Origin of the sequence: Parabacteroides sp. ASF519 (genome assembly GCF_000364265.2) — a bacterium.
Classification (GTDB): Bacteria; Bacteroidota; Bacteroidia; order Bacteroidales; family Tannerellaceae; genus Parabacteroides; species Parabacteroides goldsteinii.
The window spans coordinates 2,487,661-2,502,544 of sequence record NZ_AQFV02000006.1 but is presented as its reverse complement, the minus strand read 5'-3'; the positions used below and the strand labels follow the sequence as shown (position 1 = coordinate 2,502,544).

Annotated in this window: 8 protein-coding genes; 1 reads left to right on the top strand and 7 read right to left on the bottom strand. The window is 47.6% G+C overall.

Annotated elements, in window-relative coordinates; all coding sequences use genetic code 11:
* Positions 1-77: 77 nt before the first annotated feature.
* The 6 genes from C825_RS09705 to C825_RS09680 form a co-directional block, all read right to left on the bottom strand.
* Entirely contained in the window at positions 78-3,386 is a 3,309-nt protein-coding gene (locus C825_RS09705; RefSeq protein WP_010802332.1) for a hypothetical protein, read from the bottom strand.
* 21 nt (positions 3,387-3,407) lie between these two features.
* Positions 3,408-4,625 carry a hypothetical protein gene (locus C825_RS09700; protein WP_010802331.1) on the bottom strand — a complete coding sequence of 406 codons (1,218 nt, stop codon included), beginning with the start codon at positions 4,623-4,625 and terminating at the stop codon, positions 3,408-3,410.
* Between the two features lie 8 nt (positions 4,626-4,633).
* Positions 4,634-5,806: a fimbrial protein gene (locus tag C825_RS09695; RefSeq protein WP_228100005.1), complete on the bottom strand. Its 1,173-nt coding sequence runs from the start codon at positions 5,804-5,806 to the stop codon at positions 4,634-4,636.
* A gap of 3 nt (positions 5,807-5,809) precedes the next feature.
* Positions 5,810-6,826 (bottom strand): FimB/Mfa2 family fimbrial subunit, encoded by a 1,017-nt coding sequence (locus tag C825_RS09690; RefSeq protein ID WP_010802329.1) that lies wholly within the window; start codon positions 6,824-6,826, stop codon positions 5,810-5,812.
* 12 nt (positions 6,827-6,838) lie between these two features.
* Positions 6,839-8,653, bottom strand: coding sequence for an Mfa1 family fimbria major subunit (locus C825_RS09685; protein WP_010802328.1), 1,815 nt, complete (start codon positions 8,651-8,653; stop codon positions 6,839-6,841).
* 154 nt (positions 8,654-8,807) lie between these two features.
* Complete coding sequence (locus C825_RS09680) at positions 8,808-9,560, bottom strand: DNA-binding domain-containing protein (protein WP_007657457.1); 753 nt, start codon at positions 9,558-9,560, stop codon at positions 8,808-8,810.
* An 860-nt stretch (positions 9,561-10,420) separates the two neighbouring features.
* Between C825_RS09680 and C825_RS09675 the strand changes: the two genes are divergently transcribed.
* Complete coding sequence (locus C825_RS09675; protein WP_010802327.1) at positions 10,421-10,846, top strand: transposase; 426 nt, start codon at positions 10,421-10,423, stop codon at positions 10,844-10,846.
* 319 nt (positions 10,847-11,165) lie between these two features.
* Here the strand turns inward: C825_RS09675 and metH are convergent, their stop codons facing one another.
* The gene (gene metH / locus C825_RS09670) at positions 11,166-14,858 is read right to left on the bottom strand and encodes a methionine synthase (RefSeq protein ID WP_010802326.1); all 3,693 of its coding nucleotides are present in this window, start codon (positions 14,856-14,858) and stop codon (positions 11,166-11,168) included.
* Positions 14,859-14,884: the final 26 nt, after the last annotated feature.

Here is a 14,884-nt window from a genome sequence, read left to right as displayed (position 1 = left end):
ACCCACCTATAACTATTGATTTCCAAAGATAGATGTTTTTGCGAGACACTGCCCGATATTATACAAAATAATAGACTTTATTCATCATTATTATCACGCACACATCTGGCATAACCTACGACATCCGTTCCCGGCGCACATACTATCTCCTGCTTATCATACTCCACTCCAATATACTCGACAGACAATGCGCTTCCACTATACCGGGTACACGACCACATGACCCGACCGACAGTCTTATCCCACAAATTATCCGTAAACTTAAACAACATAGCCATCGCCTCACAGGAATTAGGCAAACGCCAGGTCCCTTTGTCCGAGCGATCAGTCTGTTCCGAATAATTGTAACATAAGTTACGGGCCTCGTTCCAAGTGACAGGAGAGTTACCTGCCCCGTAAAGTAATTGTTTTGCCGTGATAAAACTACGATACGGACGGGCGGCCGCCTGGAACTGTGTATGACTTCCCAATGAACCGACACCGATATACGAACGCAGTGCCGTAGTACTTAGCTTATTATATGTAATTATATAATTTACACCCGTACTACCCGGTGCCGGAGAGACGAACGCCAAACCTTCATGTGCATAGCCGGTGCCGGTATAAGGTGCATATGCCTGCATCACCGGCGGAGTACCCAGATTGCGAGCGCACCGGATATAGCAATTCTTCCTGTCCGTCTCACTGAATGAGCCGTCTTTCATCCAGTCGATCGCAGCTCCCTTATTGGCTACCAGGATAGCCAGTCCCTTCGATGCGTCGAAAGTGCTGGTTGCATAACACAGATTATCCCCCTTCTGCAAACGGGCCTGATAAAGCGGGTCATCCATCAGGAAAGTACCAACATAGAGGTGCATCATCTGTTCTTTAGCCGGCACATACCATACAATCTCATCCAGGTCGATCAGGCCATTGCGATTGTTATCTCTGTTGCGTGAAAGTGCAGCGACATTGACATAGCGACTGCTTCGCGCCATAGGCCACCCTGCACCACTATCGGACGTCCGATCGGTCACTGGAAAGATTCCGTTCCCGCCTTTCCAGGTAAACTCACCAAGGGCTTCAATCACTAGAACTTTGTTATCCCAAAGTCCTCGACAGGTATTATCGAGCCCGTCGGCAGAAGTGGAAGAAGCGGAAAGCATAGGCGCGTCAGACGTTATGTTATAGTTTCCTCCGTACTCGTCCGTATGTTCGATACCGAAAGCCTTGTAGGTCAGTTGTTGCCCGCTTTGTCCCGGCGAATATAAGGTCTGGATGGAACGTTGTCGGATATTCATGCCCGAACGGGTGTAGCTACTGTGACCATCGGCACTCGTATCCATTCCCTGAAAAACACTCATCGTACGGTCGGCTGCATTACAGAATCTCATCCAAAATGTATTCGAAGTCGTTCCGGTCACCGGGTCCTGGATATAATAATATTCATCGACATAGACTGTGAAATAGCGATAGAGGTAAAAATAAGCACCTCCGTCGAGCACGATATAAGGATCTTCCTCACGCCCCTCGATCTTTTTCCCTTTTGCTAACTCCGCGTTATAGATATTAATCCACGACTTCAGGTGTTGCAATAGAGCGACAGGTCCCCATAGCTGTACCGGATTACTGACCGAGCTTTCCCCCGGCTCCAGGTCATACGTATAAGTATAAGGCAAGCCGTACCCGCCGGTTTCCTCTATCCGCCGGTGCAGCGTCTCCGACAGTCCTCCGTAAATATCGTTTCCCAGATAAGCAAAATGTACCCATCCGTCATCCAGCATGATCGACCGGTCGCTGCCTCCGTCATCCTGAAGCGTCACCGATACCGGACCGGAAGTAAAAGGAGTATTCACTGTATAAGAATAACCGGCACCGGTCTGATTCATTCGCGCAACAACACTCTTGAGATTCAGTCTAACCAGCCGCTGTTCATAATGTGCATCCGCCTGGAAATCGAAGTCCGAATCGACTACATTCCCTTCGGCAGCGGGTTGGTTCTCAACGCCACCAGCCTCCGCCTCGACCCGGATATTATCCACTCCGCCGACTGTAACCGTATAAGTATAATTCGAATTACGCAAAATACGGTAGTCGTTCAGTTTATCCAACTCCCGCTGTTCCGAAGAACTGCCTGCCATTGATTTTTCCATATTCCCTTCCCCGATATATCCCAGATGGATGAGATAGGTTACAGTTGCCGAACATTGCTGCGTAATACCTCCCAGCACCTTTTCCGCCGGATTGTAATATTCACCCTTCAAAACGACATAGGCGGCATTACCGGGTGCATATTTAAAACTGCCGTCCGGATTTTTCTTTTCACGTAACATATATGCTTGATCGGAAGTGAAGCCGGAATCTTCGTTCCACGACAATCCTTCGGCCTCCATCGCTGTTTTCACCTTATCGACACTCATGAAAGGGGCAGCCGGAGCATGCCGGTTTTCAAACGTATAAAAGGTAAAGCTACTTGTTACTTTGCCATCGGCAGAGGTTTCGTCGATATAATTACCATTCATATCGGTAGTTCCTCCTAACTCTTCTGTTCCCGAAGAACAGGGACTATCCTGCTGCCAATGCACAAACGACCGCATATGTAGGTTTTTCACCTTCCATGATTTCAGTTTGAAATAAGCGCCCGACGGCAATCTGTCCGCCAGTTTCACAACGAAATTAAACCGGGCATCCAGATGATGAAGCCGGATGGCCCCATTTACAATCTCACCCGTAGTTTTCTTCATTATTAAGCGGCCTGTTACGACATCACTATCCAGTACAAACTGTTCTGCACTCGCATAAGGAGAATAATCCGGCGAAGAAGAGTAATGTCCGGCAGAAAGCAAACTGCCCTGCAACCGATCGACCAGCGCCAGGCTCCTCCCACTCTCCGGCTCCGCATCCGTTGCCGTCTTAAACACATCCAACCGAGCCGTTATACTTTCCAGTTCAGCTTCATTGGCTGCATTGTGAAAAGCCTCCAACATCTCTTTGTTGTTCGACAACTGGTTAGCCGTATTCAGATTGGCAACGGCGAATATCCGAACAGAGTTGCAGGAGACAGCAGGAATACCGACCTGTATATTCCCGGAAACATCACGCGGGAAACTCTGCGTATCAGGAAACCATTTTCTCGACAGGACCGGATGAGTCGCCGGACCACCTGTCGAAGTCATATCCAGAATAAAGACATAGAGCGATGAGATATGTTTCTCTTCCTCTTCCGAAGCCCGTGTAACCACATGCAGGGCGGGATTGCCGGAAGTGACCGACAGGGTCAGCGTGCCGGGAATCCCTTCTTCCACTTCCAGGACACCACCTTTACCGGCCATCTCATCACGGCACGAGGCAAAGATGAAAAAGAAGGAAAGTATAATCGACCAAACTGGGATATCTTTGTATTTCATAGCCTGATATTTACGTAATACTCATTTGAATTCGGGAATATCGACCGAGGGACGGTCGTTCCAATCGCGCATCTCAACCGTCACGTCTTCCAGTTGAAGCGCACTGGTATTGATCGTAGAAATTACCTGATAGGAATGGTTCCGCAGGAAACCATAATGCTTTTTACCTCCTATCCCCCCTGAGCTGTACAGGGGCGCGGTCAGTGTACGTGCTTTTGTACTTCCATTACCGGTTACGGTAATGTCGAGGGTGATGGAAGGCGCCTCCGTTTCATCGTCACAAAGGTACTGGCAGGTACGGAAATAGAGAGGGGCCACACTGGAAGATTCTGCATAAAGGGTCATGAGGGATCCCCCTGTAGATTGCTCCCCATTCGTATTCGTACCCCCTTTGGCATCTTTAAACACTCCCGGACCATTGACCGCGGCAGACCATACCAAGGAACCTAAAGGAGTCTTATTATCTGCTTCATTCTCTTCCAGAAACAAATACCCTTGGTTACTCGTCTTGTCAATTGTGATCTTATCAATTTTAATTTTGTCCTCGGAATTACCGGTAAACAGGAACGAAAAACCGATACGACAATAAATCCGCTCCAACGGCATATGAAGATAAGATACGCCGCCTACCACTTTCATCGACTGTACCATAACCGGGTAATCGAGAGCGGCTGAAAGACCATTGGCTTTTACAACCAGTTTTTTTAATTTGTCTTCAACATTCTGACCTATTGCCTGACTCGGCCTACCTATCAGATAGTTTTTCACCACCTTCTTTATTTGCTCATTATAGTCTCCAAAAGAATTAAAAATGTCCGTATAGGCAGAAACCAACTGTTCAACATTGGCTATTGCATATATATTCACATATTCAATATTATCCCCTCTGTCATTCCTTTCAAAAAGCGAACTCATAATAACAGCCGTATCCCCCCTGATCTTTCCCCAGACTTGATCACTCCAAGTCGGGTTAACCCCTGGAACATGGAATATGTTAACTATAGAACTACTCCCCCTGACGATTCCGTAGATATCAAGCGATTTTATTCCGTCCTCATTCCCCACTGTCGGGGTACGAAGATCGTCAGCTTTTGTAAAACCGGAAGGGCCGAACACAATCCGCGTGTATTTTTCTCCTTCGGAAAGTTTTTCACCTGCAGGCAATTCCTTTGTACATCCTACGACTAGGGATAAAGCTGCCAGCTCCAAAATTGTTCTATGCAATATCCGATATTTCATAATGCATCTCATTTTATCGTTCCAGTATAATCCGGATAAATGTCATCCTTCTCCCACGGCTGTATATCACAGATAATATCGGAAGCACTCATATTGATCCGAACCGTCAGATAATCATTCCGTTTTAAATAAGGCAAGGCAAAAGTCCTATCGCGTCCGTCATCCAAAACAACATGTATATGGCTATACTTCGTCTCATCGATCAATCCTTCCTGTGCATCGTCCGGCAATGTAGGACCAAAATAGTTTTCATACAGATAATGCGTTCCCCGGTCAAACTCCAACCACTCCTGCCCCGAATGATTTTCTTGCTTGCCATACACATATCCGACAGTTCTCCTCAAATCTGCCGCCTCCGTCATGGAAGGAAAATCAATTACCCATTTTCCATTCGTCACGGCATATTTTGGGAACAGAAATGTTTGTCTGTTTGCCTGGAGGATTTCAAAGGTTTCCAGCTCAAAATTATTACTCGGAAGTTCCTTCTTCACCCGGCAGATCAGGCGGACTTTGGCAACAGCACGGATAAGCTTAAAAGTATCAGACCCGTCATCCAACATCAAATTTCCCTGTGCCGTACCCTCAGTCCCGGTCTTGTTCTTGTTCAAGGTTATCCACCCTGTCACACTCATCGACATCGGTATTCCCCTTCCGTCTTTTAGGGCAGTCATGAGCTGGTCCAATTTTAACCCTCTGCTCAATTCTCCGTCCGAACTATAGTCATCCTCATGATCATTCAGCACCATTGTCCGTAAATCCTGCAATTCCGCCTGGGTATAGCTGGCGAGGTTCGACCGAAGATCGATTCCGGGATTAGCCACCAGATAAAAACGTTTATAGCCGGGAGTGACTTCCATCTTAAAGGTATATTTTCCGTCTGTACCCTCTGCCATATCATACACACTGAACCTTTCCGCTTCGCAATACTGGCTGGCACCGATGTTGAAGACAAAGACATAAAGCGAACGGATCGCCCTTTCCTCTTCCGATCCGGCATCGGTATCGCCGGAGACTGAAAGCGGGGTGGCACGTACCGTCATGGTCAACATCACCTTACCATCGTCGGAATCGTCTTTCCCGCCTTTCTCCCCGATAAGCACCTCATTGGAGCAGCCGGACAGGAAATACGCCAACCCTGCCAGCAACAAAACAGCAATCATATGTCGGGATATTCCTTTCATTTCTTATAAATCCACAGAGCCGGGGCGTAAAGCCCAACCGTTAATAATGATCAACCCGTCAAACCATTGTTCCTCGCCCGGTTCACCTTTCAGGTAAAGGGTGATGGTATAGAAATCCTGCCGGTCGAGGTATTCCTGGTCAGACTTTATCCTGCCGTCCTGTTCCCTGCCGGTCATCAGGAGGTACTCCACCAGCGGAATATCGACCAAGGTCACATCACCGGAAGCATCGGTAATATGCAACCGCATGGCATCGTTTTCCATCAGGCGCGAGAGGGACAGTTCGGCTATCACATTCGAAACCGCCTCCGCACCGCCGGACCCCTCGCCGTCCGTCCCTTCCGTTTGCAGGTAAGGGCGGTAAACCAGGGGGTGGCAGTCGAGCAACGTATTGTCGTAAGCCAGCCGTCCGTTGCCATGCGGGCATAGTATGCTAAAATCATAATCGGCTGCATGTAGGGTCGCTCCGTCACGCCGTTGAAGGATGACACGCAGAATATTCGTATCCTTGATAAGTCGGAGCGTATCGGTCTGTTCCGTACCCGGCTGAGGGACGGTGACCGTTTCCTGCATCGCCTGCCAAAGCGGGGAAAGGGGTTTGTCGCAGGGAACTTCGCCGTCGCCATCGCATCGCAGGGTGACCACCAGGTCTTCCGGTACGGAAACACCCGCTTGCATGCCGGAAGGTTCAAAGCATCCCTCTTTCAATCCAGCCCACGCGACCAACCGGTATTTACCGGGGTCGAGTGGCAGAGGCAGACGGTAACCGGGTTTGCGCAAGGCTTCTCCTCCGTCGCTGAACGTGCGGAGGTACTTCCCGCCGGCATCGAAGACATAAACGGAAAGGCTGTCGACCTCACCGGCAAACCGGTCGGTGAACCCCATGTTGTAATCGTAACGAAAACAAACGGAGTAGGCCTGCGGGCATCCCGCCAGATCGTCATGGATGCAGGAGGTAAAGACCGACAGGCATACCAGCCAGGCTACCAGCAATCGCCATATACGAACAGGTTCAGTCATACAATCCGGACTTTACAAGTCGATACTATGGTCTCTTTTCGCCCATGCAGAGATTTCGATACTGCAATTGATATAGGCAGTTTCGGTATCGACGGGTTCCTCCGGATCGTCGGGGATTGTCGGTTCGCCCGGTTCTTTGATCGAGTTGATGGTTACGGTGTACCAGTTATTTCTTACCACGCCGTAACGGCCGAGTTGGGCCTGTGCATACTCGCCTTCTTTTACCCAGGGAGAACCGTCAATCGGTGCATAACCACCCTCCTCATCCGTAAAGTGACGGATAAAGATTTCGTAGTAACAGACGCCTTTGTCGTATTTCTGGATTCTTCCCATGCTGGAATGGAAAGCGTCCAGGGAGGCTCCGGAAAGATCTTTTTGAGCACCACCTACTGTAGTAGGGAAATAACTGACTTTAACCAATTTATAATGTAAATGACCATCCGATTCTAAAGTAATGGTCCATTTATTATCACCAGAAACTCCTGTTAATGTATTGCCAGCCTCAGAAGTGGTAATAGCGCTTCCATCAGTCGGAGCATCCGGCATATTATTATCTTTATTCAAATTATCATGTGCCCACTTTATAATATTCCAATACATATTCTTTGCTGAATAATGGGCAGCCACTGTGGTGAACGACCACCAGGTAGCATCATCATCGGTTGTATTATTTCCCGTGGCTGTCTTATTCGTACTATTAGGAATATATTTGGCCTTGACAATCAGACGGGTTACCTGGGATTTATACATCCAATTATAATCACAGGTATTTTCCAGGCAATATTCAGTGGCATCAGTCCAACCGGTATTATCCGTTACAGATTCCGGAGTCGAGAATTGAGATTCGGCAACAGTCCGGTCATAATTGGGATCGACTGCCCAATAGATACGTGCAGGATTCGTTTTAGAAGGACAAATCGCATTTCCCCATAAAGGATCGATAGTCGACCAACTCGTTGCAACTTTGCGGAAAGGGAAAGCCTTCGTATTGGTATTGCCGAGCGTCCAACCCAGGATGGTTATCTTATCGCCTGCATGGCTGAGATCGTTTCCCACTGTAAAATACTTTGTACCGGTATCAGCATCCGCCTTATAATTATCACCAGCTTTCAGACTCACCTTGGCAACTACTCTTTCTACACTAATAGTCGTAGGATTACTTCCTGCTGTTACTTCATTGCTACTTGTAACACATTTCGTTAAGGTCTTCATATCCGAATCGCTATAAACGGGAGCGGAAGTCATCAGAAAACAGTCATGGGCCGTACCTAAAAGCTCTTCCAGATTGCCTCCGGGAATAGGAAGCGCATTATTAATGGTACTAAAAGGACTTCCCAGCTTCAGAAGTTCCTTCGCTATTCCTTTGGTAGGTCCCACATTGAGCAAAGCCAATACACGTACGGAATTACTACTGATTGGAATAGGGCCGGTACTTAACGTTTTAGTAGTAGCCCCGGCATCATCATCTGCACTATTATCCGGTAAAATCGTTCCGGGCAAAACAGTTCCCGTACTCAGTTCTGCTTTGGTAGAAACGACTTCCGATAAAACAAAGTCGCTTTCAGCAGTAGTACTTTCCTCCTGCCCTTCAGGAGCACGAAAGAATAGAAGCGTCAGGTCAGACACTTTATATTCGCCTTTCTCTCCGGCATCGTAACCTGGTTCTGCCTTTGTTTCAGAACTCACCGTCGGCAACTTGATGCAGACCGAGGTATAGGTATCTTTTTCGGGTTGCGGGTCACCCTTATCATCTTTCACTTCGTCATTCGTACAGCCCACCAAAAGCGGTGCCAGCAAAGCCGTCCAATAGAAGTAATTCTTTTTCATATATCAGTTAGTTTAATAATGACGGAAAAAGGTCACCGATGTGGTGACCAGGGAGGGTCTCTCTACCGGAGACCGTCCTGTCTCCGCAACGGCGACGCCTCTGTCGCCAGTGGGAAGACAGAGGCGTCGCCGACAGGAAACCCGGAAATAGTACTTACTCGATCTCCGGACGGTCGCCTCCTCCGCCCTGTTGCCCGACAAATACAGGAATAGATACGGAGTTAGGTGTTTTACGTACGCCGGTTTTTCCTTTCATATATTGAGTGGTGATAGTCAGTTCGTAGCTTCCATTTGCCAAGTCGGCAGGAACGACAAACATAATTTTGGACGGATCGTTAATCCCGAACATATCGCTTTCAATTTTGGTAATGGAGTCGGTCGTCGTATTGCGCAAAGTGATGCCGACAGAAGGATCGTTGCCAAGCACACGAAGATAAGAACCACGAATAGCGAAATTTCGCCCCGGTGTCATGCTTCCGTCGGTCAAGCCATTGCTGCGGTCTTCGGTTTCAAGCACATACATCATACCCGGTTTTTCACCTTTAATGACGACTTCGGTTTTTGCAATCTCTTCACGAAGGACTTTATCCTGAATGAAAGAGACATAAATACCATTCTTCAGAGGATTCCAAAGCCCTTTTTCGACTATTCCGGTAAAACGGGGCACAGCATAGAACAGGCCGGTATTCACATTATAGCCGTTCATCAGGAAGCGAGCCACCATGCGTTGGAAAAGGGTTACTACATGAACGAGGGTTTCTTCGCGAAGTCCGGTATCTTCCGAACGCATTTCCGCATAAATTTCGGTAAGGCCGACATTTCCGGCAGGGTCGAGCACTAAAATCTGGTCATTCGGGTCTGACGTAACACTGTTATCAGTCAACCATCCTCTTAATTTGTTTTGCATAATACTAGCTTTTTAAGATTAATAATTCTTCACTACGCATTTTACGGGCGTTGTCTGCCGTCAAATCATAACCGGACCAAACGTTCGTTTCAACACGCCGACAAATCTATGCCTTTTTTATTATCTCGCCAAATATTATTGTAATTTTTATATATTATAAAACAATCATAAAAGACCAATTCACAGATAACAGATTTCTTTTAAAGAATAACTTCAGAGAAATAGAAGCATTTTAAAAACACCAACAATCAACCTTGTTTATCAAAGACTATACTATCCAAATAGCATAACAAGCAATTACTACCTGTTATAAAAGAAGGATTAAACCACATTTAAAATGTAATGATTTTCATAATATCTTACTGTAAAAAATAACACTTTCAAAACATCGGTTATTGTATAAAATAATAGAATAAAAAACTCTTGTATCCCCCCTCTAATTAAGCCACCATATCCAACCATCACAAACTCAAACCCACATAACAAAAAGCAATCGGAAAACACGAATGCCGCAGGCTCTCTTTTGCCGTTGGTTTCAACCAACGGTTTTAAACACAGGAGGCAAAGCCTCTTCCTCTGTGGGATTTATCCCCTTTCATAATATCCCCCCGGAAAAGGGGTTAAAACCCACAGAGGAATCCGGCAAAGCCGGAAGGTTTATCTATCCGTCAGTTCAAACTGACGGCAAAAGAGAGCCTATAGCAAAAGAGAATCAAAAACATGAGAAAGAAAGCTAAAGACATAAAAGAACTGCGACACCAGGATTTACCCTGTTTAAATTATTTGAAAAGAAAAATCTTCGCTTTGAGATAATTCAAATAATTATCTCTACATTTACCGCAATTTTAAAACCATTGACTATGTCTTACGTATCTATTCTTATCCATTGCGTTTGGAGCACTAAAGACAGAGCTCCGTTATTAAAGAATCCACATTACCGGTATGAACTATTTGCTCATATACGAAAGTACTCAAAATCAAAGGGTATTCTTACCGACTATATCGGAGGATTCACAAATCATGTACATCTCTTGTTATTTCTTAAACCAGGTCAATCGTTGGCCGAAATAGAGAAATTAATTAAAGGAGAGTCTTCCCATTGGTATTCCCAAATGAAATACGGACATTTAGAGTGGCAGGATGATTATTTTGCTATTTCGGTAAGTCCGGATCGGCTGGAGACAGTTCGCCGATATATTAGAAAACAGGAAGAGCATCATAAAAAGTATAGTTTCGGAGAGGAATATGAATCTTTTCTGAAAATACTCCACAAAGAAGGATTGTAATATTGTTATAAGGTATGGCTTTATACCAATACCATATGCCATGTCTCATATCCCATATGCCATGTGGAGCATAGCATGCCGTAGGCTCTCTTTTGCCGTCAGTTTCAACTGACGGATCTAAAAACAGGAGGCAAAGCCTCTTCCTTTGCGGACTTTAGTCCCTTTATTATTATTATTAAAGGGGTTAAAACCCACAGAGGAATCCGGCAAAGCCGGAAAATTTAATTATCCGTCAGTTGAAACTGACGGCAAAAGAGAGCCTGCGGCACGAGGCGAGCCTCGTTTAAGAGATAATTATGGGAATAATTTTATTCTTTATTCAGGATATATTCTTATTCAACAGTTTTTTAGCCTCCGCTTCCGACAGGTTGCGACGGGCGGCGTAATCTTTCATTTGTTCTTCGTCGATCGAGCCGATCATAAAGTATTGTGAGTCGGGATGGGCGATATAGATACCGCTTACCGTTGCTGTCGGGTACATGGCGCCGTTTTCCGTCAGTTTCACATGGATCTGCGACATATCGAGCAGGTTGTCCAGCGTATAATTCAATAACTGGTCGGGCAATGAAGGATAACCGATTGCCGGACGGATACCCTGATATTTCACTTTGTACAGGTCAGGGATCGACAAGGCTTCGTCCGGAGCATACCCCCAGTATTCCTTGCGGACTTTTTCATGGAGATATTCCGCCAGGGCTTCCGCCAGACGGTCCGTCAATGTTTGAAGCAACATGGAATTGTAGGTGTCCCCTTCTTCTTCCAGCTTATTCTTCAAGTCTTCGGCACCGACACCGGCCGTTACGACAAACGCCCCCGCATAATCGGTACGGCCTTCCGACACCGGCATGATATAATCGGCCAGCGATTTATAAACGCCCTCCTCCTTTTTCGACTGCTGACGCAATACCGGGATCGCGATCTCTCCCATCCGGATCGTATCGCCATCGCTGTTAGCCGGGAAGAACCCGTAGATGACCTTACAATATTCAGCCTTCATCTCCACCAGGCGGTCCAGCAGTTTGACGGCGTCTTGATACAGTTGCATGGCTTCGGCAGCCTTGGCACGGTCCTCTTCCGGAAAATCTGCCAGCCAGGAAGCACGACAAGCGTCGCAACCGTGTATCTGGGTGATACCGGCAAAGCGGCCGTTCAGTTTCCAGGCGGTAAAGAAGAATGTCCAATGTATATACGGAATAATTTCCTCCAACGGGATATAAGGCAATACATGGATACCCATCTGATTCGGAACCACCGGCGTATATCCCTTCCAATCTATCTGCTGAGGATTGGCACGAGCTTCGCTCAATGAAACCAGCACTTCCTTTTTCTTTTCCATGGAAGCACGCAAGGCTTCATATTCATTATTCAGGTTTTCGATATACGCATCACGGGTATCCGGATTCAACAACTTAGCTGCGATCAACGGATTCTGCGACGCATCGAGCACATGGATCACCGGATAGTCGTAATGAGGAGCGATCTTGATAGCCGTATGCAATTTGGAGGTTGTTGCACCACCCACCATAATAGGTATGGTCAGACCTGCTTTCTGCATTTCGTCCGTCACATGTACCATCTCTTCCAGCGAAGGGGTGATCAGGCCGGACAGGCAAACCAGGTCGGGCTGCTCCTTCATGGCAGTCTGCACGATCACTTCGGCAGGAACCATCACACCCAGGTCGATCACTTCGTAGTTGTTGCAGGCCAGGACAATCGAAACGATATTCTTTCCGATATCATGCACATCGCCTTTTACGGTAGCAAAAACCACCTTTCCGGCTTTTGCCGAGCCGGCTGCCGATTTCTGCGCCTCGATGGCCGGTTGCAGAATAGCCACTGCCTTTTTCATCGTGCGGGCAGTCTTCACCACTTGTGGCAGAAACATCTTTCCGGCCCCGAACAGTTCGCCGACCTTATTCATGCCGCTCATCAACGGACCGTCGATAATATCCACGGCACGCGGATATGCCTTCAACGCCTCCTGCAAGTCTTCTTCCAGATGGTCGCCGATACCTTTTATCAGGGCATATTCAAGACGTTCCTTCAAAGGCTGCTCACGCCAGGCTTCATGTTTTTCTTCCGTTCCGCCCTGTTTCTCAACGACCAGGTTCTGGGCATAGGCGATCAGCTCCTCTGCCGCTTCGGGACGGCGGTACAGGATCACATCTTCCAGCAAATTGCGGAATTCAGGTTCTATATCTTCATACAGTACGGCCGATGACGGGTTGACGATACCCATATCCAGTCCCTTGCTGATAGCATGGTAAAGGAATACGGAGTGCATCGCTTCACGTACATAATTATTTCCACGGAATGAGAACGACAGGTTACTGATACCGCCGCTCACCTTCGCACCCGGCAGGTTCTGTTTGATCCATTCGACGGCACGGATAAAATCGAGTCCGTATCCGTTGTGTTCTTCCATCCCGGTTGCGATTGCCAGCACATTCGGGTCGAAAATAATTCCGTTCGGATCGAAATCTATTTTCTCCCGGAGGAGACGGTAAGCGCGTCCGCAAACTTCGGCTTTCCGTTCGAAAGTATCCGCCTGCCCTTTTTCATCGAAAGCCATCACCACGGCGGCAGCTCCCAACTGTTTGATACGGGCGGCATGAGCCAGGAAGACTTCCTCCCCTTCTTTCAGCGAGATCGAGTTGACAATACTCTTTCCCTGCACACACATCAGTCCCTCTTCGATCACTTCCCATTTGGAGGAATCGATCATGACGGGGACACGGGCGATATCAGGCTCGGAAGCTACCAGGTTCAGGAAAGTAGTCATCTCCTTCACCGCGTCGAGCATACCATCATCCATATTGATATCGATCACCTGGGCACCGTCTTCCACCTGTTTGCGGGCAATGGTCAGTGCCTCTTCATAGTTTCCTTCTTTGATCAGGCGCAGGAACTTGCGCGAGCCGGCCACGTTACAACGTTCGCCGATATTGATAAAGTTATTTTCTTTCTTTACTTCCAGCAGTTCGAGGCCCGACAGCCACAGGCAGTCCGGTTTCGGAGCCGGCACATGCGGCTTCGCTCCTTTTACCAATGCCGGATACTGGGCGATATGGGCCGGAGTCGTACCGCAACAGCCACCGATAATATTTACCAGTCCTTCTTCGATAAACGGTTTGACATGGACAGCCATCTTTTCGGGTGTCTCATCATACGTACCGAAACTGTTAGGCAACCCGGCATTCGGATAGGCACTGATAAAGTAAGGGGCATGTTTGGCCAGTTCCGCCAGATAAGGCTTCATATCGGCTGCACCGAACGAGCAGTTCAGGCCGATGCTGACCAGATTGATATGCTGGACCGATGCCAGAAAAGCACCCAGCGTCTGTCCCGACAACGTGCGTCCTCCCTGAGCCGACAACGTCAGGGACAACATGATGGGCAGGTCTTTGCCTTTTTCCTTCAAAGCTGTTTCGGCAGCTTCGAGTCCGGCTTTCACGTTCAGCGTATCGAAGGTCGTCTCGAAAAGGATGAGATCGACACCGCTGTCGATCAAGGCCTCCACCTGTTCCTTATATGCTTTATATACATCTTTATAGGTAACGGCACGGTAAGCAGGGTTGCTTACATCGGGGCTCATGGAGGCAGTCTTGTTGGTCGGACCGATCGAGCCGGCAACAAAAATAGTCCTGTCGGGATGTTCCGCCATGAACTCGTCGGCCACTTCGCGTCCCAACTTACCGGCGGCCAGGTTTATTTCGCGCACATATTCCTGCATGGCGTAATCTTCCATCGAGATCGCGTTGGCATTGAATGTGTTGGTGGCAAAAATATCGGCCCCGGCATCCAGGTATTGCCGGTGAATGGATTTGATCACGTCCGGACGGGTGATACACAACAGGTCGTTGTTCCCTTTCAGTTGTCCGGGGAAATCGGCAAAACGGTCGCCGCGATAATCCTGTTCATTGAGTTTGAACCCCTGGATCATGGTACCCATACCACCATCCAGTATCAGGATACGCTCCTGCAGAGATCGTATAAATAATTCTTTAGTCATAGATATGTTGTTTCTTTATGAAAAGA

Excerpts from the sequence above, each read along its gene's own strand:
- C825_RS09680 (WP_007657457.1), bottom strand. The coding sequence starts at position 9,560 with ATGCAAAACAAATTAAGAGGATGGTTGACTGATAACAGTGTTACGTCA.
- C825_RS09685 (WP_010802328.1), bottom strand. The coding sequence starts at position 8,653 with ATGAAAAAGAATTACTTCTATTGGACGGCTTTGCTGGCACCGCTTTTG.
- C825_RS09675 (WP_010802327.1), top strand. The coding sequence starts at position 10,421 with ATGTCTTACGTATCTATTCTTATCCATTGCGTTTGGAGCACTAAAGAC.
- C825_RS09705 (WP_010802332.1), bottom strand. The coding sequence starts at position 3,386 with ATGAAATACAAAGATATCCCAGTTTGGTCGATTATACTTTCCTTCTTT.
- C825_RS09700 (WP_010802331.1), bottom strand. The coding sequence starts at position 4,625 with ATGAAATATCGGATATTGCATAGAACAATTTTGGAGCTGGCAGCTTTA.
- C825_RS09690 (WP_010802329.1), bottom strand. The coding sequence starts at position 6,826 with ATGACTGAACCTGTTCGTATATGGCGATTGCTGGTAGCCTGGCTGGTA.
- C825_RS09695 (WP_228100005.1), bottom strand. The coding sequence starts at position 5,806 with ATGAAAGGAATATCCCGACATATGATTGCTGTTTTGTTGCTGGCAGGG.
- metH (WP_010802326.1), bottom strand. The coding sequence starts at position 14,858 with ATGACTAAAGAATTATTTATACGATCTCTGCAGGAGCGTATCCTGATA.